A 22,415-nucleotide genomic window follows, 5' to 3' on the forward strand; every position below is an offset into this window, starting at 1 on the left:
TTCGACGTCGGTTCCGTGGTTCGACGTGCGTCCGACTAGCGGGTGCGGGCGCTCCGGCCGGCGAAGCGCGTGTAGATGAAGAGCACGATGACCGCACCGATGATCGAGCCGATGATGCCGGCCGGCTGGAAGAAGCCGTCCATCGGGTCGTGCTGGAAGATCAGGAACCCGAGGAACCCACCCACGAACGACCCGATGATGCCGAGCAGGATGGTCATGGGGATCGAGATGTGCTGCTTGCCGGGGACGATGAGCCGGGCGAGTGCGCCGGCGATGAGTCCGATGATGATCAAGCTGATGATGAGACCGAGCACGGTTTCCTCCTCGTGGGTGCGGTTGCCGCGGCATGGTTTGCCGGAGTCAGCGCCGAGGTCAGACCCAACTCGCCCCTGCCTGGGAGGATTGTCGGCTTCAGTCGAGCGACCGCCGCAGCCAGCGCTCGACGCCCTCGACGTGCGCCACGACGAGCGCCTGCACGAGCTGGGGGTCGCGGCGCTGCATCGCGTCGACGATCGCCGCGTGCTCGTCGAGCGTGCGCTGCACGGAGCCGTTCTGCGTGAGCCCGCGCCAGACCCGCACCCGCACGGTCTTGCTCGAGAGCGCGTCGAGCAGGCCGGACAGGTACTGGTTGCCACCGATGCCCGCGATCGTGGAGTGGAAGAGGAGGTCGTGGGCGACGAGGTCCTCGACGCCGGTGTCCTCGCCGACGGACTGCATGAGCGCGTGCAGGTCGTCGATCTGCTGCTGCGAGGCGCGGGCGGTCGCGAGGACGGCGGACGCCGGTTCCAGGATGCGCCGGACCTCGAGCAGGTCCACGAGCGAGCGGTCGTGGTGCATGTCGACGACGAACGAGACCGCCTCGAGCAGGACGGCGGGCTCGAGCGAGGTGACGTAGGTCCCGTCACCGCGTCGGACGTCGAGCACGCGGATGAGCTCGAGGGCCTTCACCGCTTCGCGCAGGCTGTTGCGGGACAGGCCGAGCGACTCGCTCAGCTCCTTCTCGGGCGGGAGGCGCTGCCCGGGTTGGAGCTCGCCGCTCACGATCATCTGCTGGATGCGTGCGATCGCATCGTCGGTCAGCGACGCCACGTCACCACCTCCTGCTCGGCCGCTCGCGGACGCGAGCGGACAAGACGACGATAGCCGCGCCTCCGGGCACCATCAGGCCGGACGGAGCCGGAGTGCCTGCATCCCGCCGTCGACCGCGAGGTCGACGCCCGTCGTCGACCGGGCGAGGGGACTCGTGAGGTACGCGACGGCCTCGGCGACCTCGTCGGCGGCGACGAGGCGTCCGTGCGGTTGGCGCGCCTCCAGGGCGGCCCGTTCCGCCGCCGGGTCCGCCGCCGTCGACAGCAGTCGCGCCACCCAGGGGGTGTCCGCGGTGCCGGGGTTCACAGCGTTGACGCGGATGCCCTCGCGGATGTGGTCCGCTGCCATCGCACGGGTGAGTGCGGCGACGGCGCCCTTCGTCGCGGAGTACAGCGCCCGCTGCGGCAGCCCGGCGGTGGCCGCGATCGAGCAGGTGTTCACGATGCTCGCGGCGTCCGACTCCCGCAGGTGCGGCAGGCAGGCGCGGGACAGGCGGACGGCGCCGAGGACGTTCACCTCGTACACACGGCGCCACTCGTCGTCGGGGTTGTCCTCGACGGTGCCCTGGGCGCCGATGCCGGCGTTGTTCACCAGCACGTCGAGACCGCCGAGCGCGTCGACCGCCTCCCGCACCGCCGCGCGGACGGAGTCGTCGGACGCGACGTCACAGCGGAACGACAGGTCGTCGTCGCCGGGCTGCAGGTCGAGCACCGCCACGCGGGCACCGCGGTTCTGCAGGGCGGCGGCGATCGCGGCACCGATCCCCGAGGCGCCGCCGGTGACGATCGCGCGCAGGCCCTCGTGGGTCCCGGCGGTCACGCCGCACCGACCGTCTGGCGCTGCGAGCCGAGACCCTCGGCGGTGAGCTCGACGACGTCGCCGGGCCGCAGGTAGGGCGCACCGCTCCCGAGCGCGACCCCCGCCGGCGTCCCGGTGCTGATCACGTCGCCCGGGTACAGCACCATGAACTGCGAGAGGTACCGGACGATCTCGGCCGGCCGGAAGATCATGTCCCGGGTGCTGCCGTCCTGCCGCAGGTCGCCGTTGACCCGGAGCTGCAGCGTCAGCGCGTCCGGGTCGAGCCCGTCCGCCTCGAGCGCTGCCGGGGTGACCAGCCACGGGCCGAGCGGGTTGAACGTCTCGCACGACTTGCCCTTGTCCCACTGCCCGCCGCGCTCGAGCTGGAACGCCCGCTCGGAGACGTCGTTGGCGATGGCGTACCCGGCGATGTGCGCCGCGGCCTCGTCCTCGGACGCGCAGTACCTGGCCGTCGTGCCGATCACGATCGCGAGCTCGATCTCCCAGTCGGTCTTCTCGCTGCCGCGGGGGACCAGGACCTCGTCGTCGGGGCCGATCACCGTCATCGGGTCCTTCATGAACACGATCGGCTCGGTGGGGATCTCGGCACCGGTCTCGGCGGCGTGGTCGCGGTAGTTCAGGCCGATGCAGACGACCTTGCCGGGCCGGGCGACGGGCGCTCCGCGCCGGAGGTCGTCCGCACGGTCGAGCACGGGCAGGTCGCCGGCGGCGCGGGCGTGCCGGACGAGCGCGTCGGGACCGGGGTCGGACGCCAGGAAGCCACCGCTGATGTCGCTCGTGAGGTTCCGGAGGTCGAGGACCTCGCCGTCGTCGTCGATTGCCACGGGGATCTCGCTCCCCGACGGGCCAAGTCGTGCGAACCGCATCGTTCCTCGCTCTCCTGCTGCGGCGGTGCAGCGGAAACATCCTATGTCTGCGTCGGCGCTCCGGCAAGGTACACACGCTCGGCCGTTCCCCGGAAGACCGTGTCGCGTTCGGCCGGCGAGAGGTCGGCGAGTGCGTCGCCCGTCGTCCGCAGCACCTCGGCGTACCCGGCGGCCAGCGTCGACACCGGCCAGTCGGACCCGAACAGCGAGCGGTCGGCGCCGAAGTGCTCGATGACCATGCGGGCGTACCGGGCGACCGGACGCTCCCGCCAGTCGGTGCCGGCCTCGGTGAGGAGCCCCGACACCTTGCACGTCACGTTCGGCCGGGCGGCGAGCTCCCGCATCCGGTCCGGCCACGCGGGGTCCCCGGTGTCGATCGTCGGCTTGCCGGCGTGGTCGAGGACGAACGACCCCTCCGGTACCGCGTCGACGAGGGCGACCGCCGCCTCGTGCTCGCGGGCACGGACGAGCAGGTCGAACGCCAAGCCGGCGCTGGCGACCGCCCGGACGCCACGGACCACCTCGGGGCGGGCGAGCCAGGCGGGGTCGGGCTCGTCCTGCGCCTGGTGCCGGATGCCGACCAGCCGGTCGCCGCCGGTGCTGCTGCGGATCGACGCCAGCCGATCGGCCACGTCGGACGCGGTGAGGTCGACCCACCCCACGACCCCGGCGACCGGTGCCGGTTGCGCCAGGAGCCAGGCGGTCTCGTCGGCATCGTGCACGGCCTGCACGGCGATCGTCCGGCGGACGTCCGTGCCCGCCGTCGCCCGGCGCAGGTCGTCCACGTCGAAGCGGCGTCGGATCGGGGCGACGGAGTCGTCCATCCAGGGGTACGGCCGGTCGGCAGGGTCCCAGAGGTGGTGGTGAGCATCGATGATCACGCGGCCATCATGCCGGATTCATCCGATGTCCGCGCACAACGGACGTCGACGCGACCAGCGGACGGGAGGCGCGGTGCGCGTCGGACGCACACCGCGCCTCCCGTCCTGGTCGCGTCGCGACCCGACGTCAGACGACGCCGGCGGCCTCGAGCTCCGAACGCAGCTCGGCGTCGGACGGCTCGACGAAGTGCTTGCCGTTCGGCAGCACGACGACGGGGATGTTCTTCCGCCCGCTGATCTCCTCGGCGCGGTCCGCGGCCGTCAGGTCCTGCTCGACGTCGACGTACTCGTAGTCCACGCCGAGCGTGTCGAGCAGCGCCTTGGAACGGCGGCAGTCGCGGCACCAGTCCGCACCGAACATCGTGACCTTGTCGAAGGATGCATCGCTCATGCCCAGAGACTACGTCCGGCGCCCCCGCCGCATTCCCGTGACGACCCGCGCCGCCACGGAGCAGCATGGCCCCATGAGCCTGTCCACGGACGTCCGCGCCGTCCACCCGCACCACCGCCACGGCTGGTGGTGGAAGACCCTGCTCGTCGGGTTCCTGCTGTGGGTCGTCACCATCGTCGTCACGATCACGACGCTGAACGCGAACCTCGTCCCGACGATCATCCTGCTCGGCAGCTTCCTCGTGCCCTTCACGGTCGTGCTCTTCGTCATCGAGCGGGTGACCGGCTCGGTGAGCACGATGCAGCTCATCGTCGCGTTCTTCGTCGGCGGGATCCTCGGCGTCCTCGGGGCGTCGTTGCTCGAGGCGAACCTGCAGCAGGACGCCCTCGTGTACATCGTCGTCGGCTTCGTCGAGGAGTTCGTCAAGGGTGTCCTCCTGCTGTTCGTCGGGTGGCGCGTCCGTCCGAAGACGGCCAGGCAGGGGGCGCTGCTCGGGGCGACGGTCGGTGCCGGGTTCGCCGCGTTCGAGTCGGCGGGCTACGCGTTCAACGCGGCGATCACCGCGCGCGGCATCGACCTGGCCTCCCTGCTGCAGACCGAGGTCGTCCGGGCCGTGCTCTCGCCCGTCGGGCACGTGCTCTGGACGTCGATCCTCGGCGCGGTGCTGTTCGGCGCCGCCCGCGGCCGGGACCGCTTCCGGTGGTCCTGGGCGCCGCTCGTCGCCTACGTGGGGGTGTCGCTGCTGCACGGGCTCTGGGACTCGAACTCGACGATCTCCACGCTCCTGGCGTTCGTCGTGACGGGCACCCCGTTCTCGGCGGCGCGGAACGGGTACGTCCCGGCGTCGATCGCCGGTGTCGCCACGACCCTGTACGTCATCGGGCTGGCGATCGTGTCGGCCGTCGGCGTCGTGGTCCTCGTCACGGTGCTGCGTCGGCACCGCCGGCTCGACCGGGCGGGGACCGCACCCGATGCCTGGCCCGCGCCGTGGCGGTCGGGGCCGGCGGACGGCGGCTGGGACGGCACACCGCCGCCGCACGTGGTGCGCTGAGCGCCGGCGCCTCCCCGCCACCCGCTCGCCCTACGATTGGGGCATGCCGTCAGGAGCCGACCCCGAGACCCGCGCCTGGGCCTCGGCGGCCGTCCGACGCTTCACGGGCGCGACGAACCTGCTCGTCGCCGCTCGTCGCTTCCGCATCGTCGGCGGCGACCCCCGCGACGTCGCCGCCCTCCGCGCCCTCCTCGCCGGACTCGGCGCGCGCGAGGCCCTGCCCCACGAACCCGTCGACCAGCTCTGGTGCGCCGGGTCACCCGAGGACTCCACGCCCGTCATCGAACGCGAGGCCGACCGACCACGTGGAGCCACCCTGGTCGTGGTCGACGCCGGACGGCACCTCCCCGCCGTCGACGAGGACGCCTTCGGCCCGGTCGCGATCGCCCGTCCCGGCGTCCTCGCGGTGCCGATGCTGTCCGACGACGTCTTCCTCGTCTCCACCGGCCGCGACCCCGAGGACGACCCCGCGGCCGAGGCCCGCCTGCGCTGGGCCCGCCGGTCGATGCCGGTGTCGCGTGCGGTCGCCGCCGAGCTCCGGGACGGTGGACTCCTGCGCGGCACCCGGATCGGCGTCGCGATGGTCCTCGAGCCGAAGACCGCCGTGCTGAGCCTGCTCCTCCGGGACGCCGGTGCCGAGGTCGTCGTCTACGCGCACGCCGACGAGACCGACGACGCCGTCGCCGACGCACTCCGCCGTGCGGGGCTGACGGTGCACGCGAACAGCACCGCCTCGCTCCCCGAGCAGCGGGCACTCGCCCTCGCGATGCTCGACACCCGGCCGCACGTCCTGCTCGACGACGGCTCGCACGTGATCCGCCTCGCACACCAGGAGCGGCCGGACCTGCTGCCCACGATGCTCGGCGCCGCGGAGGAGACCACGAGCGGCCTCCGCCCGCTCCGCACCATGGCGGCGCGCGGGGAGCTCGGCATCCCCGTGGTCGCGGTGAACGACGCCCGCACCAAGACCTTCTTCGACAACCGGTACGGCACCGGCCAGTCCACGGTGTTCGCGGTGCTCGACCTGCTCGACCGGCTCCCGTCCGGCACGCACCGCGTGGTCCCGGGAGGCGCGGCGGTCGTCGCCGGGTTCGGGCACGTCGGCGAAGGGGTCGCGCTGGTGCTCACGGCGCTCGGCCTGCGCGTGACCGTCGCCGAGACGGACCCCGTGCGCGCCCTGCAGGCGCTCTTCGCCGGCCACGCCGTCGCGCCGCTCGCCGAGGCGGTGCAGGACGCCGACCTCGTGATGAGCGCCACCGGGGTCGCCGACACGATCGACCTCCGCGCACTGCGGTCGTGCGCGGACGGCACGGTCGTCGCGGTCGCGGGCGGGGTGGAGCACGAGGTGGCACTCGACGACGCCCGCGCGGCCGGCGCCGAGCGGACCGTGGTCGGCCCGAAGGCCGAGCGGCTCGTCTTCCCCGGTCGGGACGACGGCCCGATCGTGCTCGACGGCGGCGGCTGCATCAACATCACCGCAGCCGAGGGCAACCCGGTCGAGATCATGGACCTGTCCTTCGCCGCACAGCTCGGTGCCGTCCGGATGCTCCTCGAACGCGGCGACGAGCTCGACCGCGCCGTCGTGCCGATCGACCCCGCGGTCGACGACGCGACCGCCCGCGTGGCGCTCGCCGCGTTCGGAGCGCCGGCCGCGCCTCCCGGACCGCTCGCCGAGCAACCCGCCGACCGCGAGCCGGACGTCCGGACCCACCGGTTCGGAGACCCCGCGTGAGCGGCGCGCACCCCGTCACCGTGCACTCGGCGCGCGTCGTCGTGCCGATGACCGCACCGCCCATCGCGGACGGCGCGGTGGCGGTGCGGGACGGTCGCATCCTGCACGTCGGCGACCGCTCCTGGGTCGTCGACCAGCTCGCCGGCTCGGGCACGCCCTTCACCGAGCGCCCGTGGCGGGGCGCCCTGCTGCCGGGGCTCGTGAACGCGCACTCGCACCTGCAGTACACCGGCATGGCCAGTGTCGGCCAGCGGCAGTACACCGGGTTCGAGGACTGGGCCGCCGCGTTCAACGAGGACTACGCCGAACCGCACGACTGGCACGCCGAGGCGACCCTCGGTGCGACGGCGTCGATCCTCGCGGGCGTGACGAGCATCGCCGACATCGTCACGGACATCGAGGCGTCGACCGTGCTCGCCGAGGCCGGACTCGGGGGCATCGCCTACTGGGAGGTCATGGACTGGGAGAACGCGGCGTGGCAGACCCACGGCCGCGACCAGGTCCTCGCCGAGCTCGAGCGGATCCCGACGGACCCGGGCGCGGGGCTCTCGCCGCACGCGCCGTACTCGCTCGACGTCGCACCGCTGCTCGAGCTCCCCGACATCGTGCGTCAGCGCGGACTCCGGCTGCACCTGCACCTCGGCGAAGCCGCGTTCGAGGGGGAGCGCACCGCCCTCGGTCCCGTCCCCGGACTCGAGGGGGTCGACGGGGTCGGCCACGGCAACGACTGGCACCTCGCCAACGTCCCGTCGTTCCGGGCCATGCGCGCCCTCGGCTTCGGCGCGAGCGCGACCGCGTTCGTCGACCGACTCGGTGTCCTCGGGCCGGACTGCCACATCGCGCACGGCGTCTACATGACCGCCGCCGACCGGGCACTCCTCCGCGCGCGGGGGACCGCGGTCGCACTCTGCCCGCGCTCGAACGCCGTCATCGGACTCGACCCACCGCCCGTCGCCGACTACCTGCGCGAGGGCAGCCCGATCGCCATCGGCACGGACTCGCTGTCCTCGTCGCCGTCGCTCGACCTGATGGCCGACGTGACGGCCCTGCACCGGATCGCCCGCGCCCAGGGATACGGACACCGCGACCTGCACGAACGGCTCCTCGCCGCGGCGACCCTCGGCGGCGCGCACGCGATGGGGCTCGCCGTCGGGCCGGACCGGATCGGGCACCTCGCCGTGGGGGCCCGTGCCGACCTCGCGGTGTTCGACGTCGACGCCCGGACCGTGCCGGACGCGCTGGCCGAACTCGTCGAGGACGGTGCCGGCCGCGCGGTCGCGACCGTCGTCCGCGGCACGGTCCGCGCCGTCGAGGGCGCGCTCACCGCCGTCCCCACCACCCCTGGACGTCCCCTGGAGGAATCGTGACCGAGACCGCACCCCGCCCCGGCATGGCCGCCCGTCGCACCGTCGACGGCACGCTGATCGAGTGGCTCGACGTGCCGAAGCGCGCCGTCGCCCTCGGCATGGAACCGCACCCGGAGGGCGGCTGGTACGTCCGCACCTGGACCTCGCCCGCGACGGTGTCGACGCCCGCCGGCGACCGCCCCGCGGCCACCCTGATCCACTTCCTGCTGCCGCCGGGTGAGGCGTCCGCCTGGCACCGGGTGACGAGCGACGAGATCTGGATGTGGCACGGACCCGACGCCGTCGACCTGCAGCTCGGCGGCGACGGCGACCAGCCGGAACCCGGCGCGACGATCACGCTCGGCCCGGACGCCGGACGCGACCGGGTGAACGACGCGCAGGCGTTCGTGCGCGGCGGCGTGTGGCAGCGGACCCTGCCCGGCGAGGGCGAGGTGCTGCTGAGCTGCCTGGTGTCGCCCGGGTTCTCGTTCGAGGACTTCACGCTCGCCGAGTAGTCGCGAGACATCCGTTTCGCGTTGGTATCCCACCGCGAAGTACACTTCGTCCTGCCCCCACCCCCTCGCACGAAGGCCCGACCGTGACCCGATCCCTCCGCCTGACCATCGCCGTCGCGACCGCCGCGGTCGCCGCCCTCGCCCTCAGCGCGTGCTCGACCGGCAGCAGCAACGCCGCGGGGACCGTGACCGACGGCAAGCTCACCATCGCGACCGGCCAGCCCGCGTACTCGCCGTGGGTCGAGGACAACAAGCCGCAGTCCGGCAAGGGCTTCGAGGCCGCCGTGGCGTACGCCGTCGCGAAGGAGATGGGCTACGCGAAGTCCGACGTCGTCTGGAAGCGCAGCACCTTCGACAGCGCGATCGCCCCGGGCCCGAAGGACTGGGACCTCAACATCCAGCAGTTCTCGATCGACGCCAAGCGCAAGAAGGCCGTCGACATGTCCACCGCGTACTACACGACCACGCAGGCCGTCGTGACCACCGAGTCCTCGAAGGCCGCGGGCGACACGACCATCGCCGCGCTCAAGCAGGACGCGATCGGCGTCGCGACCGGTTCGACGAGCATCCAGAGCGTCAAGGACGTCCTCGGCGTGACCCCGCAGGTCTTCAACTCGAACGACGACGCGATCCTCGCGCTCAAGTCCGGGCAGATCGACGCGATCGTCACCGACCTGCCGACCGCGTTCTACATGTCCGGCGCGCAGCTCGACGGCAAGGGCACCGTCTCGGCGCAGTTCCCGGCGGACGGCTCCGGCGACCAGTTCGGCTTCGTGCTGCCGAAGGGCTCCGAGCTGACGAGCAAGGTCGACGAGGCGCTGACGGCACTCAAGGCGGACGGCACGCTCGAGGACCTGCAGACCAAGTGGCTCTCCTCGGAGACCGGCACCCCGGTCCTGAAGTAGCTCCGTGAGCCTGCCAGCAGGCGCCGGGTCCCCGGTGACCGCACCCGCGCCGAGCCAGGTCGAGCTGGAGCGTCGGCTGTACCGTCGCCAGCGCGGGCGGCGCTCGCTCGTGGTGTCCGTGGTGTCGACGCTCGTGGTCGTCGCCGTCGTCTACTTCGGTGTCGTGAACACCCCGGGGTGGGCCGCGGTCCAGCAGTCGTTCTTCGACCCGCAGACCGCGATCGACTCGTTCCCCGACATCCTGCTGGGCCTCTGGCTGAACATCCGGATCCTGTTCTTCAGCGCGATCGGCGTCGCCGTGTTCGGCACGCTGCTCGCCGTCGTCCGGGGGCTGCGGAGCCCGGTGTTCTTCCCGCTGCGGATGCTCGCCACCGGGTACACCGACCTGTTCCGCGGGCTGCCGCTCATCATCGTGCTGTACCTGGTCGGCTACGGGATCCCGGGGCTCGGGGTCTTCCCCCGCCTGCCCGCCGAGGTCTGGGGCACGATCGCGATCATCCTGACGTACTCGTCGTACATCGCCGAGGTGCTCCGCGCCGGCATGGAGGCCGTGCACCCGTCGCAGCGTCTCGCCGCCCGGTCGCTGGGGCTGTCGCACGCGAAGACCCTGCGCCTGGTCGTGCTGCCGCAGGCGATCCGCAAGGTCACCCCCGCGCTCATGAACGACTTCGTCTCGATGCAGAAGGACGTCGGCCTCGTGTCGATCCTCGGCGCCGTCGACGCCGTCCGGTCGGCACAGATCGCCCAGGCGGAGACCTACAACTTCACGCCGTACTTCGTCGCCGGTCTGCTGTTCGTGCTGATCAGCCTGCCGCTGATCCGCGTCACGGACGCGATCGCGCGCCGGCAGCAGCGCCGTGAGCAGATCGGAGGGACCGTGTGAGCGAGGTCAGCCAGGAGGCGCGGGTCGCGCCCGACACGTCGGCTCGCGTCCTCGAGCTGCGCGGGGTGCGCAAGTCCTTCGGTGAGCACGAGGTGCTGCGCGGGATCGACCTGGCGGTGCACCGCCACGAGGTCATCTGCGTCATCGGCGCGTCCGGCTCCGGCAAGTCGACGCTCCTCAAGACGGTCAACCTGCTCGAGGGCATCGACGACGGCGAGATCCTGCTGCAGGGCACGGACATCGCGGACCCGCGGATCGACGTCGACGCGACCCGGGCGCGGATCGGCGTCGTGTTCCAGCAGTTCAACCTGTTCCCGCACATGAGCGTGCTCGACAACGTGACGCTCGCCTCGCGACAGGTGCACGGCGTCGGCAAGGCCCCGGCCGAGGCGACCGCGCGGCGGCTGCTCGACCGGATCGGTCTCGCCGACTTCGCCGGGGCGTACCCGGACCGACTCTCCGGCGGGCAGCAGCAGCGCGTCGCCATCGTCCGGGCGATCGCGTCCGACCCCGAGCTCCTGCTGCTCGACGAGGTCACGAGCGCCCTCGACCCGCAGCTCGTCGGCGAGGTGCTCGACCTCGTCACCGAGCTCAAGCGTCAGGGATCGACGATCCTGATGACCACGCACGAGATGCACTTCGCGCGGAACGTGGCGGACCGGATCGTGTTCCTGCACCGGGGCGAGGTCGTGGAGCAGGGCGCCCCCGCCGACGTCCTCGACGCACCGCAGCACCCGGCCCTCGTCGCGTTCCTCGCCCGCGTCCACGCCTGACCGCGCGCCTAGGGCGTCAGCAGCACCTTCCCGACGACCTCGCCGTCGCGGACCCGGCGGTGGGCCTCGGCGGCCTGGTCGAGGGGCAGGACCGAGTCGACCACCGGACGCACCCGGCCGTCGGCGACGAACGGCCAGACGTCCCGCCGAACGGCCTCGACGATCGCGGCTTTCTCGTCGAGGGGGCGGGCACGGAGCGTCGTCGCGCTGATCGTCGCCCGCTTCCGCATCATCGCGCCGAGGTCGAGCTCGGCGGTGCTCCCGCTGCCCGAGGCGATCACGGCGACGTGCCCGTTCGGGGCGAGGACCTCGAGGTTCCGCGCCAGGTAGTCGGGTCCGACGACGTCGAGCACCACGTCGACCCCGCGGCCGTCGGTGAACGCGAGCGTGCGCGCGACGAAGTCCTCGGTGCGGTGGTCCACCACGAGGTCGGCGCCGAGCTCCCGTGACGCCCGGACCTTCCGCTCGCCGCCGGACGTGGCGACGACCCGAGCGCCGAGCGCCTTCGCCCAGAGCACCGCGTGCGACCCCATCCCGCCGGTGCCGCCGTGCACGAGCAGGGTCTGCCCCGGTCGGAGCCCGGCGAGCATGCCGACGTTCGAGTACACCGTGCACGCGGCCTCCGGCAGCCCGGCGGCCTCGATGAGGTCGACCCCGTCCGGGACCGGCAGCACCTGGGTGGCCGGGGCGACGACGAGCGACGCGTAGCCGCCGCCGGAGAGCAGGGCGCAGACCCGGTCGCCGACGGCGAACCCGTCGACGCCGTCACCGAGCGCGCGGACCACGCCGGACACCTCGAGCCCGAGGACGTCGGAGGCACCGGGCGGCGGCGGGTAGTTGCCGGCGGCCTGCTGCAGGTCGGCGTTGTTCACGCCGGCGGCGGCGACCTCGATCAGGACCGCACCGGCGCCGGGGACCGGGTCCGGGACGTCGTGCAGGTCGAGGGTGCCGTGCTCGGAGGTGATCGCTCGCATGCACCCGACGGTACTCAGGGCCGGTGAGCCGTCCCCGTGGGCCCGTCCCTCCTGTGCGTCTCCCATGTAGCCTCGATGCGGATCCGCACCCCGTCCGGGGTCGCGGGCACGATCTCCGGGGGACCATCACCATGCGCACGAAACTCGTCTCGCTCACCACCGCCGTCATCGCCGTCGCACTCCTCACCGGTTGCTCGGCCGGCGGCTCGGGGTCGGGGTCCGACGCCACGACGGCCGCCGAGTCGACGCCGACCGCGACCCAGACCAAGGCCGAGGCATGCAAGCTGTTCACGACCGAGGTCACCGACGCCACCAAGGGCATGCAGTCGCAGCTCACCGAGCTGCAGAGCGACCCGCAGGCCGCGATGGCGAAGCTCGACGAGTTCGACGCCACGCTGAAGGAGAGCGCCGACAAGGTGACGAACACCGAGGTGAAGCCGAAGACCGATGCGTTCGCCGGCGCCTTCTCGGACTTCGTCGGCATGACGAAGGAGCTCGCCGCCTCGAAGGACCCGTCCGCGCTGTCGAGCTCCGGCTTCACCGAGGGCCTCCAGAAGCTGGAGACCACCGGCAAGGAGTTCCAGCAGGTCTGCCAGTCCTGACGCTGGCCGACACGCGCGCGCGACCCGCGCCTCCTGGACCGTCACGGACCGTCCTGGAGGCGCGGGTCGCGTCGTCTACGCAGCCGCCGGTCGCGACGCGTCCAGGCGGGCGACGTCCTCCGGACGGAGCTTGACCGTCGCGGCAGTCACCGAGTCGAGGATCGACTGCGGCCGCGAGGCGCCGGGGATCGGGACGACGACGTCGCTCTTCTGCAGCTCCCACGCCAGCGCGACGACCTGCGGGGTGACGCCGCGGTCGCGGGCGATGGTGGCGAAGTCCTCGTAGGCGGTGCCGAGGGTCGCGGCGTTCGCGATGCCGCCGAGGGGGCTCCACGGCAGGAACGCGATGCCGAGCTCGTCGCACAGCGCGAGTTCCGGTTCGCTCGAACGGAACTTCGGGGAGAACTGGTTCTGCACCGAGGCGAGCCGGCCGCCGAGGACCTCGTTCGCCGTGCGGATCTGGTCGGGGTCGGCGTTCGAGATGCCGGCCATCCGGATGACGCCCTCGTCGAGGAGCTCGGCGAGCGCGCCGATCGAGTCGGCGTACGGCACGGCCGGGTCGGGACGGTGGAACTGGTAGAGCCCGACCGCGTCGACTCCGAGGCGCTTCGCCGAGGCCTTCGCGGCCTCCTTGAGGTACTCGGGACGGCCGTCCTGGGCCCAGGCGCCGGGCTCCGGGCGGAGGTGTCCGCCCTTGGTGGCGATGAGGACGTCCGAGGTGTCGCCGTGGAAGCCGCGCACGGCCTTGGCGATGAGCTCCTCGTTGTGCCCCACCTCGTCGTGGGCGGCCAGGTGGTAGGCGTCGGCGGTGTCGATGAGCGTCACGCCCGCTTCGAGCGCCGCGTGGATCGTCGCGACGGCCTGCCGCTCGTCCGGACGCCCCTCGATGGACATGGGCATGCCGCCCAGCCCGATGGCACTGACCGACACGTCTCCGATGACTCGTTGCTTCATGCCCCCAGCATGCGCCGGAGGGGCGTGCACGCGCCCAGGTGCGTCAGGGGCCGGTCACACCGTCGGACGTCGTGCCCACACCGGTGCGTGCTCGGGGAGCGGACCGAAGGCGATCCCCCGCGCGTAGAGCCCCCGCACCGGCGGCACGTACCGGGCGAGCAGGACGGGGAGCAGGGGCGGCCCGTCCCGGAGCGCCCCCGCGAAGGCCCGGGCGAACACCACCCGGTGCAGCACCGCCTGCGCCGCCTGCACCAGGACTGCCGGTGGGGTCCGGCGACGCTGCACGGCGGCGAGGGTGCCGTCGAGGGCCGCGCCGCGGAGTCCGCGCCCGAGCGCCGGGGCCAGGACCGCGGCCGTCGCGACGGCGTCCTGCACCGCCAGGTTGATGCCGACGCCGCCCGCGGGGGACATGGCGTGCGCGGCGTCGCCGATGCAGAGCAGCCCCGGACGCCACCACCGGGGCAGCCGGTCCATCCGGACGTCGAGCACGTGCACGTCGTCCATCGAGGCGATCGCGTCCACCCGGTCGGCGAAGTCCGGTCGGAGCCTGGCGACGCGTTCCCGGAAGGACGCCAGCCCCTCGGCGCGGAGCGCGGCGTCCGAGCCCTTCGGGGCGAAGTACGCGACCTGGTGGTGTTCCGGTCGGGGGAAGCTCAGCAGGACGTCCGTGCCGGAGAACGCCGGGACGAGGGCGGTGGCCTGGTCGCCGGGTTCGCGGGGGAGCCGGAACCACCACGTGTCGAACGGCACCGGGAACGACCGCGGGCGGAGTCCGGTGGCGGCGCGGAGCACCGAGTCGCGGCCGTCCGCGGCGATCACGACGTCGGCGCGGAGCTCCTCGACGGGGCCGTCGGGATCGCGGTACGGGCGGAGGTGTACGCCCGTCACCACCCCGTTCTCCTCGATGGTGCCGGTCGCTGCGAGGCCCATCGAGATCCGGAACGACGGTTCCTCGCGCGCGGCGGTGACGAGCAGGTCGAGCAGGTCCCACTGCGGCACCATCGCCACGTGGTCGTACGGGGGTCGCAGGCGGGAGAAGTCGCCGAGCAGCAGCCGTGACCCGTCCGGCATCGGCAGGGAGAAGTCGTCGAGGCGCGACTGCGGCAGGCGCCGGAAGCGGGCACCGAGTCCGAGCTCGTCGAGCAGCCGGATCGTCGACGCGTGCACGGTGTCACCGCGGAAGTCCCGGTTGAAGTCGTCGTGCTTCTCCACGACGCGGACGGCGATGCCGGCGCGGGCGAGCAGCAGGCCGAGGACGACCCCGGCGGGGCCGCCGCCGACCACCGCGACCGTCGTCCGCGAGACCGTCACCATGCCGGGGACGCTACGCCGATCGGAGCGACGTGCGCCCTACGCGCTCGCGGAGACCGAGGACGAGGCCGACGGGCCGTCGGCGGCGTCCGCGAACACCACGCCGCCCCACGCGATCACGACGATCGCGAGCACGAACCCGATCGCGGCGATCCACCACGACGACCGCCGGCGGATCCACGCGCCGATCGACAGCACGAGCGTGGCGACGCCGACGACGAAGGCGCCACCGACCGCGATCGCCGCCCCGCCGAGGTAGCCGCCGGGTGTGCACCCGGACGTGGCGTCGCACGTGGCGGTCGCCGACACGACCGCGATGATCCCGACGACCGCGGTGACGATCGTCATCACCGCGCCGAACGCCAGGAGCAGCACGGTCGAGATCCGGTCGGCGAGCTTCGCGGGTGGGAAGAGCGTCGTGCCGCCCCGCTCCCAGGCGCCGCGCTGCGGGTCCCGGGGGTCGGGCGATGACTGCGGCGGGCCGCCGGGGACGTTGGACCAGGTCATGGCTGCAGTCCTACCGCGCCTCGACGCCGAACGCCTGTGCGAGGCGCTGGATCTTCTGCGCGCGCCCGAGTCGGGGCAGGTCGGAGCCGTCACGGATGACGCGGCCCCGTGCCTCGAAGTCGTCGAGGAAGTCCTGCGCCCAGGCGACGTCGGTCGGCGTGGGGGAGATGACCTCGTTGATGACCGGCAGCTGCTCAGTGTCGAGGCACAGCTTGCCGGTCAGCCCGAGCGAGACCGCGACCTGGGACTGCTCGCGGAGGATCGGGTGCGACGACCCCACCGTCGGGCCGTCGATCGGTCCGGGCAGGTCACCGACGCGCGAGGCCACGACGAGCTTCGAGCGCGGGTACGCCATCGCGAGCGTGTCCGCGCTCGTCCCGGTGTCGCGTCGGTAGTCGCCCGAGCCGAACGCCAGGCGGAACGCGCCCTGTGCCTTCGCGATGGAGACCGACTCCTCGATGCCGAGCGCCGACTCCACCAGGGCGATCACCGGGGTCTGCCCGCCGAGCCGGTGCCACGTGTCGGTGACCTGCGCCGGGGACTCGGTCTTCGCGAGCATCACGCCCTGCAGCCCCGGCAGGCCCCGGAGCTCCTCGACGTCGTCGGCCCAGAAGTCCGTCGTCACGTCGTTGATCCGCACCCAGGCCTCGCCGCCGCCCGCGAGCCAGGACGCCACGGTGCCGCGGGCCTCGGGCTTCGCCGCCGGGTCCACCGCGTCCTCGATGTCGAGGATGATCTGGTCGGCACGGGACCGCTGGGCCTTCTCGAAGCGGTCGGCGGCGGTGCCGGCGACGAGGAGCCATGAGCGTGAGATCTCGGCGGGGACCGATCGACGCCGGTTCGGCGTGGGGGTGGGAGGGGCGGTGCGGTCGTCGATGGCCATGCCCCGTTGGTACCACACCGGCGCGCCCGGTCGCGCGTCGGCGGGGTCCGGAAAGTCCGAAACCTCGGGTCATTGCCAGAGTGCCAGCCCGCTTCCGCCTACAGTGTCGGATGTGTGGCGAGCGGACAGGGTGACCGACGGCGAGGACGACGTGAACGACGACGTCCCCGTCGAGGGCGCCGACGCGCCCGCGGACGGGCGGGACGGACAGCAGGGGGAGCAGGACCAGCGGGGGCAGCAGGAAGAGACCGCCGTGACGGACGAACCCGACCGCACCCTGCGCCCGGAACTCCAGCTGACGAGTCCGCAGGCGATCAGCCTGGGTGACCCGCGCCTCCAGGCCGGCAACGCCGCCGAGCCGGTGTGGGACGTCTGGCGCGGCCAGCTCGCCGGCGTCGGCGGCACGAGCCCCCTCACGCACTTCAGCGACCACCCGCGTGCCCGCATCGAGCTCTCGACGACGCACCCCGGTGGCCTCGCACAGTTCATCACCGGCAAGACGACGCTCCTGTCGAGCCTGATCCGCGACGAGGTGGCGCTCCGTGCTGCCCGCATCGCCGCCGGTCACGTCGAGGCCAAGGGCACCGAGCTGTCCACCGTGCGCGGCATCGACGCCGTCAAGCTCGGCATCGGCATGGCCGACTGGCAGCACGGCGACGAGCAGTTCCGCGGACCGGTCCTGCTGCGCCCGCTCGCGATCCGTCGGCACGGCCGCGACTTCGAGGTCCGCCTGCTCGGCGAGCCCGTCCTGAACCCCGGCCTCGCCGACGCCCTGCACGAGCAGTTCGGCGTCATCCTCGACGCCCAGTCCTTCGTGGCGTTGGCCCAGCAGGACGGCTCGTTCACGCCGAACCCCGTCATCGACCGGCTGCGCGGCCTCACCGCGCACATCCCGGGCTTCTCGGTGCACGCACGCCTCGTCGTGTCGACCTTCGCCGAGGTCGCGACCGGCATGGTGGAGGACACCGAGGACCTGTCGCACCCCGTGCTCGACGCCCTCGCCGGCAACCCCAGCGCCAAGTGGCAGGTCGAGCAGTCCTACCACCCGGTCGAGCAGACCCCGTCGGACGAGCGGAGCCCGGAGACCGACACGCTCCTGCTCGACGCCGACGACGAGCAGGAGAACGTGATCGCGCAGATCACGGCCGGCAACTCGATCGTCGTGAAGACCCTCCCCGGCACCGGTGGCACGCAGACGATCGTGAACGCGCTCGGCGGTCTCGTCGCGGCGAACAAGCGCGTGCTCGTGGTCAGCCCGCGCCGGGCGACCCTCCGCGGCATCGCGGCGCGCTTCGCCGAGGTCCAGCTCCCCGGTGTCGCGGTCACCCCCGGCACCCTCCGCCGTGACGTCGTCCGCGCGATCGCCCGCAACGAGAAGGCGTCTCGTCCGAACCTGCGCGAGGTCGACGACGCCCTGGTCCGGCTCCGCAAGGTGCTGAAGGACTACCGCGGTTCGCTGACCCGCGTCGACCCGGACTTCCGGGTCTCGGTGCTCGACTGCCTCGTCGAGCTCTCCCGCCTGTCGCTGCTGCCGGTCCCGCCGTCGACGACCGCGCGCCTGTCCGCGACGTCGGTGACGAGCATGGTCGAGGGACGCTCGCGCGTCGCCGAGACGATGGTCAGCGCGGCGAACCTCGGCGAGTTCCGCTACGGCCCCGACGACTCGCCCTGGTACGGCGCGAAGTTCTCCACGAGCGACGGCGCCCAGCGGGCACACCGCATCGCGAAGGACCTCGACGCCGACGCGCTGCCGACCCTGCTCCGCCGCGCCCACGACCTCGTCGCCACCACCCACATGCGGCAGTTCACGACGATCAACGAGCTCGGCATCTACCTGCGCCTGCTCACCGAGATCCGCGACACGCTCGACCGCTTCCTGCCCGTCGTCTTCGACCGCTCGGTCTCCGAGCTCGTCGCCGCCACGGCCCCCCGGGGCGAGGGCGCGCCGATGTCGTCGACGAACCGGCGCCGGCTGAAGAAGCTCGCCCGCGAGTACGTCCGCCCGGGTGTGCACGTGTCCGACCTGCACGAGGCGCTCACCCGCGTCCAGCAGCAGCGCGTCCTGTGGCAGCGGTACGTCGCCGCCGGGGTGAACCCCGAGGTGCCCACCGGCATCGCGGACGTCCAGGTGCTGTTCTCGAACGTGGTGGAGGACCTCGCGCGCCTCGACGAGCCGCTCGGCCGCACCGCCCGCGAGACCCAGCTGGCGAACGTGCCGATCGACGAGCTCGTCCCGACGATCGCCCGCCTCGCCGAGGAGTCCGACGTCCTGCACAACCTGCAGGAACGCACCGAGCTCATGCAGACCCTGCGCGACCTGCAGCTCGAGCCGCTCATCACGGACCTGGCGAACCGGCACGTGCCGGACACCCACGTCCCCGCCGAGCTCGAGCTCGCGTGGTGGCAGTCCGCCCTCGAGACGATGCTCGAGTCCGACCGGGCGCTGCTCGGTGCGAACACCGACATGCTCGACCGGGTCGAGGCCGACTTCCGGCTCGTCGACGACGCCCACGCGGCCGGGGTCTCCCAGGGCCTCGCGTGGCAGCTCGCCGAGAACTGGAAGGTCGGACTCGTCGACTGGCCGGACGAGGCCACCGCCCTGAAGACGCAGCTCAAGGAGGGCGCGATCACCTCGCGTCTGCTGCAGGACTCCGCGCCGCACCTGTCGCGGTCCATCGCGCCCGTCTGGCTCGCGAGCCCGTACGAGGTGTCGCAGATCGCCGACACGATGCCCTTCGACACGGTCATCCTCGTCGACGCCGGTGCCGTCACCATCGCCGAGACGGTCGGTGCGGTCCGTCGCGCCCGACAGACCGTGGTGTTCGGTGACCCGGTCACGCAGACCCCGTCGCCGTTCCGGATCGCCGTCGACCCGGCGCACCGTGCGCTGCAGGTCGACGAGGGCACGCTCGACGCCTTCCACGCCGACTCCGCGCTCGCCAAGCTCTCCACGCTCCTGCCGACGCTGTCGCTCACGCGCTCGTACCGGGCCGGCGGCGAGGACCTGGCCGAGCTCGTCAACCGTCGCTTCTACGGCGGTCGCATCGAGTCGCTCCCGTGGGCCGGCTCGTTCCTCGGGCACGGCTCGATCGCGCTCGACTACGTCAGCGACGGCAAGGCCGTGCCGGACCCGGAGTCCGGAGCGGTCGAGAGCGTCGACGCCGAGGTGGACCGTGTCGTCCGGCTCGTCATGGACCACGCCCGCACCCGTCCGACCGAGTCGCTCATGGTCATCACCGCGTCGGCGAAGCACGCGGTCCGCGTCGAGCAGGCGGTGCTCACCGCAGCCCAGGGGCACAAGGACCTCACCGAGTTCGTCATCGGCGACCGCGCGGAGCCGTTCATCGTCGCGACGCTCGAGCAGTCCGTCGCCCAGAGCCGCGACCGCGTGGTCTTCTCGATCGGCTACGGCCGGACGCCGCACGGCCGGGTGCTCCGCGACTTCGGCCCGCTCGGCAAGCCCGGCGGCGAGCGGCTGCTCGCGGTCGCGATGACCCGTGCGCGCCGCTCGATGGTGATCGTCACGTGCTTCCAGCCGTCGGACATCGAGGCCGAGCGCATGGGGCACGGCACCGTCGCCCTCGCCGAGATCCTCGCCGAGGTCCGCGCGCGCACCACCGCCGAGTACGTGCCGGACGACTCCGACCCGCTGCTCGTCGACCTCGCCCGCCGGCTCGAGATGCGCGGCATCCCGGTCGCGCTCGGGCACCGTGGCAAGCTCGGCCTCGTCGCCGCGCACGGCGGGGTGTGCGTCACGATCGAGACCGACGCGACGCTCGTGCAGGGGTCGCTCCGCGAGTCGCTGCGCCTCCGCCCCGAGGTCCTGCGCCGACTCGGCTGGCACTACGTGCGCGTGCACGCGTTCCAGCTCTTCTCCGACCCGGACCGCGTCGCGAACACCGTCGCCCAGGTGCTCGGCGTCGACCGCGGCGTGACGCAGGAGATCTCGATCCCGCCGATCCCCGCTCGCCGATGAGCACGTCGGATCTCGATCCCGGCGTGCCCGCCACCGGGCCCGCCCGCCGATGACCCCTCGGCCGAGCCGGCGGGCCTCCCGGCCGGCCGGTCCGGTGACGCCGGAGACCGACCAGCTGGTGGGCACGTGGTCGCGGGCCGACGACGCGTCGTCAGCCGCGCCTCCCGACCGCCCGGCGACCGACGGCGGCGAGCCGGAACCGCGTCCAGGAGGCGCGGCTCGGCCCCGCCGCCGCGTCACCACCCAGCCGGTGCCGGGGTACGACCCGGTGGCGCCGCCGGAACCGGCGCGGCACCGCGACGGGGAGAACGACGACCAGCTCCGGCGGGACGTCCCGCCCCACTGGTAGCGGGTAGCCTGTCCTGCGATGACTGACACCGTGCGGGAGCGCCCCGACTGGCAGACCTGGCCGAACCTGATCTCCCTGGTCCGCCTGCTGCTGATCCCGGTGTTCGTCTGGCTCGTCGTCGCCGGACACCCCGGCTGGGCGCTCGTCACGCTCGTCGTCATCGGCGTGAGCGACTGGGCGGACGGCTTCATCGCCCGCAAGTTCGACCAGGGCTCGAAGCTCGGCAAGGCCATCGACCCCGTCGCCGACCGCCTCGCGATCATCGCGATCGTGCTGTCGCTCGTGCTGACCGGGCTGCTGCCGTGGTGGGTCGTCGCCGTGGTGGTGCTCGTCGACCTGGTGCTCGTCGTGCTCTCGAGCGTGCTGTTCCACGGCAACCCGGACCTCGACGTCACGTGGACCGGCAAGATCCGCTCCGCACTGCTCTTCGTGGGCCTGCCGGTGCTGCTGTTCTCGGCCGTGCACACCGTCGACGAGAACGCCCCGTGGGTCCGGGTCGTCGCCCTGGTGTTCGTGTACCTCGGCACCGTCGGCCACGTGCTCGCGGGTGCGCAGTACGCGGTGGCGATGTTCGCCAAGCGCCGCTCGGTCGCCGCCGCGCGCTGACGCCGCGCGCCGCCGCTGCGCCCCGCACGACGAAAGTCCGCCCGAGCCACGCGATCGCGCGGTTCGGACGGACTCCGGTGGTGCGCCGGACTAGAGCTTCGTCGTGCCCCCGATGCCGGGACCCTCGGGAGCGGTGGACGGTGCCACGTGCGCACCCCCGCCGGTGGCCACGGCGCCGCCGTTCTGCGAACGGAGCAGGTCGCGGATCTCGAGCAGCACCTCGACGTCGGTGGGCGGGACGTCCTGCGGCGTCTGCTCCTCGTCGTTCTTGACCCGCTCGAACGCCACCTTCTTGAGGTGGTTCACCGGCAGCACGAGGGCGAAGTAGACCACCGCGGCGACGATGACGAAGTTGATGACCGCGCCGATGATCGCACCGAACTTGAGCTCGGCGGGATCGGTGCCCGTCGCGGTCGGGATCTTCAGGATCAACGCCGTGTCGAGCGAGGACGCGTTGAACACGGCCCCGATGAGCGGGTTGATGAGTGCGTTGACGATGACGGTCACGATGGCGGTGAACGCCGCACCGATGACGACTGCGACGGCCAGATCGATGACGTTGCCGCGGAGCAGGAACTCCTTGAACCCCTTCACGGGACTCCTTCCGGGTCGAGGACGGCCGCCGGACGGCGACGCTCTCAACCTACCGAGGAGTCCGGACGACGGTCAGGACGCGGCGGGCTTCGGCGTGGTCGAGGCAGCGGGCTTGGCGGCTGCGGGCTTCGACTCGGTCTTCGCGGGCGTCGACGACGACGAGCCGGACGAGCCCGAGCCCGACGAGCCAGAGCCGGACGACTCCGACGAGCCCGACGACTCCTTCGGGGCCGGACGGGAGTCGGTGCGGTAGAACCCGCCGCCGTTGAACGTCACGCCGACCGGCGAGAAGACCTTGCGCAGGACGCCGCCGCACGCCGGGCACTCGGTGAGCGTGGCGTCGGAGAAGGACTGCTTGATGTCGAAGGCGTTGCCGCACTCCGTGCAGCGGTACGAGTAGGTGGGCAC

At 72.7% G+C, this 22,415-nt stretch carries 23 protein-coding genes; 10 read left to right on the top strand and 13 right to left on the bottom strand.

Translation table 11 applies throughout. The features are described 5' to 3' along the window. Positions 1 to 35: 35 nt before the first annotated feature. The 6 genes from ACQXVK_RS06740 to ACQXVK_RS06765 form a co-directional block, all read right to left on the bottom strand. The gene (locus tag ACQXVK_RS06740; protein ID WP_416394297.1) at positions 36 to 314 is read right to left on the bottom strand and encodes a GlsB/YeaQ/YmgE family stress response membrane protein; all 279 of its coding nucleotides are present in this window, start codon (positions 312 to 314) and stop codon (positions 36 to 38) included. A 97-nt stretch (positions 315 to 411) separates the two neighbouring features. Continuing rightward, on the bottom strand, positions 412 to 1,089 hold the full coding sequence (locus ACQXVK_RS06745) for a FadR/GntR family transcriptional regulator (protein WP_022908592.1): 678 nt from the start codon (positions 1,087 to 1,089) through the stop codon (positions 412 to 414). Positions 1,090 to 1,161: 72 nt separating this feature from the next. Continuing rightward, entirely contained in the window at positions 1,162 to 1,908 is a 747-nt protein-coding gene (locus ACQXVK_RS06750; RefSeq protein ID WP_430853085.1) for an SDR family NAD(P)-dependent oxidoreductase, read from the bottom strand. Continuing rightward, positions 1,905 to 2,774, bottom strand: coding sequence for a fumarylacetoacetate hydrolase family protein (locus ACQXVK_RS06755; RefSeq protein WP_430853086.1), 870 nt, complete (start codon positions 2,772 to 2,774; stop codon positions 1,905 to 1,907). The genes ACQXVK_RS06750 and ACQXVK_RS06755 overlap by 4 nt, the downstream gene beginning before the upstream one ends. Positions 2,775 to 2,815: 41 nt before the next feature. Then, entirely contained in the window at positions 2,816 to 3,655 is an 840-nt protein-coding gene (locus ACQXVK_RS06760) for an amidohydrolase family protein (RefSeq protein WP_430853087.1), read from the bottom strand. A gap of 127 nt (positions 3,656 to 3,782) precedes the next feature. Further along, the gene (locus tag ACQXVK_RS06765; RefSeq protein WP_402267150.1) at positions 3,783 to 4,046 is read right to left on the bottom strand and encodes a glutaredoxin family protein; all 264 of its coding nucleotides are present in this window, start codon (positions 4,044 to 4,046) and stop codon (positions 3,783 to 3,785) included. Between the two features lie 73 nt (positions 4,047 to 4,119). Here ACQXVK_RS06765 and ACQXVK_RS06770 point away from each other — a divergent pair, with 73 nt between their 5' ends. From ACQXVK_RS06770 to ACQXVK_RS06800, 7 genes are all read left to right on the top strand, one after another. Further along, positions 4,120 to 5,097, top strand: a complete 978-nt coding sequence (locus ACQXVK_RS06770; RefSeq protein WP_430853088.1) for a PrsW family intramembrane metalloprotease — start codon at positions 4,120 to 4,122, stop codon at positions 5,095 to 5,097. A 43-nt stretch (positions 5,098 to 5,140) separates the two neighbouring features. Then, positions 5,141 to 6,829, top strand: a complete 1,689-nt coding sequence (locus ACQXVK_RS06775) for an adenosylhomocysteinase (RefSeq protein ID WP_430853089.1) — start codon at positions 5,141 to 5,143, stop codon at positions 6,827 to 6,829. Then, positions 6,826 to 8,196, top strand: coding sequence for an amidohydrolase family protein (locus tag ACQXVK_RS06780; RefSeq protein ID WP_430853090.1), 1,371 nt, complete (start codon positions 6,826 to 6,828; stop codon positions 8,194 to 8,196). The genes ACQXVK_RS06775 and ACQXVK_RS06780 overlap by 4 nt, the downstream gene beginning before the upstream one ends. Then, positions 8,193 to 8,690 carry a cupin domain-containing protein gene (locus ACQXVK_RS06785; protein WP_022908599.1) on the top strand — a complete coding sequence of 166 codons (498 nt, stop codon included), beginning with the start codon at positions 8,193 to 8,195 and terminating at the stop codon, positions 8,688 to 8,690. Before ACQXVK_RS06780 ends, ACQXVK_RS06785 begins: the two co-directional genes overlap by 4 nt. Before the next feature lie 83 nt (positions 8,691 to 8,773). After that, on the top strand, positions 8,774 to 9,595 hold the full coding sequence (locus ACQXVK_RS06790; RefSeq protein ID WP_430853091.1) for an ABC transporter substrate-binding protein: 822 nt from the start codon (positions 8,774 to 8,776) through the stop codon (positions 9,593 to 9,595). Between the two features lie 4 nt (positions 9,596 to 9,599). After that, positions 9,600 to 10,478, top strand: a complete 879-nt coding sequence (locus tag ACQXVK_RS06795; RefSeq protein ID WP_416394306.1) for an amino acid ABC transporter permease — start codon at positions 9,600 to 9,602, stop codon at positions 10,476 to 10,478. After that, on the top strand, positions 10,475 to 11,251 hold the full coding sequence (locus ACQXVK_RS06800) for an amino acid ABC transporter ATP-binding protein (protein ID WP_430853092.1): 777 nt from the start codon (positions 10,475 to 10,477) through the stop codon (positions 11,249 to 11,251). Before ACQXVK_RS06795 ends, ACQXVK_RS06800 begins: the two co-directional genes overlap by 4 nt. A gap of 8 nt (positions 11,252 to 11,259) precedes the next feature. Here ACQXVK_RS06800 and ACQXVK_RS06805 read toward each other — a convergent pair whose 3' ends face one another. Beyond that, complete coding sequence (locus ACQXVK_RS06805) at positions 11,260 to 12,225, bottom strand: NAD(P)H-quinone oxidoreductase (RefSeq protein WP_430853093.1); 966 nt, start codon at positions 12,223 to 12,225, stop codon at positions 11,260 to 11,262. A gap of 131 nt (positions 12,226 to 12,356) precedes the next feature. Here ACQXVK_RS06805 and ACQXVK_RS06810 point away from each other — a divergent pair, with 131 nt between their 5' ends. Next, complete coding sequence (locus ACQXVK_RS06810) at positions 12,357 to 12,827, top strand: hypothetical protein (RefSeq protein WP_022908605.1); 471 nt, start codon at positions 12,357 to 12,359, stop codon at positions 12,825 to 12,827. Between the two features lie 75 nt (positions 12,828 to 12,902). On the opposite strand, the gene ACQXVK_RS06815 is transcribed toward ACQXVK_RS06810, so the two are convergent. Genes ACQXVK_RS06815 through ACQXVK_RS06830 form a run of 4 tightly spaced genes read right to left on the bottom strand, consistent with a single transcriptional unit; the run spans position 12,903 to position 16,482 of the window. Further along, the gene (locus ACQXVK_RS06815; protein ID WP_022908606.1) at positions 12,903 to 13,781 is read right to left on the bottom strand and encodes an aldo/keto reductase; all 879 of its coding nucleotides are present in this window, start codon (positions 13,779 to 13,781) and stop codon (positions 12,903 to 12,905) included. Between the two features lie 54 nt (positions 13,782 to 13,835). After that, the gene (locus ACQXVK_RS06820; protein ID WP_430853094.1) at positions 13,836 to 15,095 is read right to left on the bottom strand and encodes an FAD-dependent oxidoreductase; all 1,260 of its coding nucleotides are present in this window, start codon (positions 15,093 to 15,095) and stop codon (positions 13,836 to 13,838) included. 36 nt (positions 15,096 to 15,131) lie between these two features. After that, entirely contained in the window at positions 15,132 to 15,599 is a 468-nt protein-coding gene (locus tag ACQXVK_RS06825; protein WP_022908608.1) for a DUF6264 family protein, read from the bottom strand. Between the two features lie 10 nt (positions 15,600 to 15,609). Further along, positions 15,610 to 16,482, bottom strand: a complete 873-nt coding sequence (locus tag ACQXVK_RS06830) for an HpcH/HpaI aldolase/citrate lyase family protein (protein WP_022908609.1) — start codon at positions 16,480 to 16,482, stop codon at positions 15,610 to 15,612. Between the two features lie 253 nt (positions 16,483 to 16,735). On the opposite strand from ACQXVK_RS06830, the gene ACQXVK_RS06835 reads away from it, so the two are divergent. After that, positions 16,736 to 20,458: an AAA family ATPase gene (locus ACQXVK_RS06835; RefSeq protein WP_402267275.1), complete on the top strand. Its 3,723-nt coding sequence runs from the start codon at positions 16,736 to 16,738 to the stop codon at positions 20,456 to 20,458. A 367-nt stretch (positions 20,459 to 20,825) separates the two neighbouring features. Then, positions 20,826 to 21,413 (top strand): CDP-alcohol phosphatidyltransferase family protein, encoded by a 588-nt coding sequence (locus ACQXVK_RS06840; protein WP_022907543.1) that lies wholly within the window; start codon positions 20,826 to 20,828, stop codon positions 21,411 to 21,413. A 90-nt stretch (positions 21,414 to 21,503) separates the two neighbouring features. Here the strand turns inward: ACQXVK_RS06840 and mscL are convergent, their stop codons facing one another. Beyond that, the gene (gene mscL, locus ACQXVK_RS06845; protein ID WP_022907542.1) at positions 21,504 to 22,007 is read right to left on the bottom strand and encodes a large conductance mechanosensitive channel protein MscL; all 504 of its coding nucleotides are present in this window, start codon (positions 22,005 to 22,007) and stop codon (positions 21,504 to 21,506) included. 72 nt (positions 22,008 to 22,079) lie between these two features. Then, complete coding sequence (locus ACQXVK_RS06850) at positions 22,080 to 22,415, bottom strand: FmdB family zinc ribbon protein (RefSeq protein ID WP_430853095.1); 336 nt, start codon at positions 22,413 to 22,415, stop codon at positions 22,080 to 22,082.

Source organism: Curtobacterium sp. AB451 (assembly GCF_050585845.1).
Taxonomy (GTDB): Bacteria; Actinomycetota; Actinomycetes; order Actinomycetales; family Microbacteriaceae; genus Curtobacterium.

Bases quoted from the DNA above. Each gene is read 5' to 3' on its own strand.
- ACQXVK_RS06755 (WP_430853086.1), bottom strand. From the start codon at position 2,774: ATGCGGTTCGCACGACTTGGCCCGTCGGGGAGCGAGATCCCCGTGGCA.
- ACQXVK_RS06765 (WP_402267150.1), bottom strand. From the start codon at position 4,046: ATGAGCGATGCATCCTTCGACAAGGTCACGATGTTCGGTGCGGACTGG.
- ACQXVK_RS06770 (WP_430853088.1), top strand. From the start codon at position 4,120: ATGAGCCTGTCCACGGACGTCCGCGCCGTCCACCCGCACCACCGCCAC.
- ACQXVK_RS06775 (WP_430853089.1), top strand. From the start codon at position 5,141: ATGCCGTCAGGAGCCGACCCCGAGACCCGCGCCTGGGCCTCGGCGGCC.
- ACQXVK_RS06805 (WP_430853093.1), bottom strand. From the start codon at position 12,225: ATGCGAGCGATCACCTCCGAGCACGGCACCCTCGACCTGCACGACGTC.
- ACQXVK_RS06810 (WP_022908605.1), top strand. From the start codon at position 12,357: ATGCGCACGAAACTCGTCTCGCTCACCACCGCCGTCATCGCCGTCGCA.
- ACQXVK_RS06815 (WP_022908606.1), bottom strand. From the start codon at position 13,781: ATGAAGCAACGAGTCATCGGAGACGTGTCGGTCAGTGCCATCGGGCTG.
- ACQXVK_RS06820 (WP_430853094.1), bottom strand. From the start codon at position 15,095: ATGGTGACGGTCTCGCGGACGACGGTCGCGGTGGTCGGCGGCGGCCCC.
- ACQXVK_RS06825 (WP_022908608.1), bottom strand. From the start codon at position 15,599: ATGACCTGGTCCAACGTCCCCGGCGGCCCGCCGCAGTCATCGCCCGAC.
- ACQXVK_RS06830 (WP_022908609.1), bottom strand. From the start codon at position 16,482: ATGGCCATCGACGACCGCACCGCCCCTCCCACCCCCACGCCGAACCGG.
- ACQXVK_RS06840 (WP_022907543.1), top strand. From the start codon at position 20,826: ATGACTGACACCGTGCGGGAGCGCCCCGACTGGCAGACCTGGCCGAAC.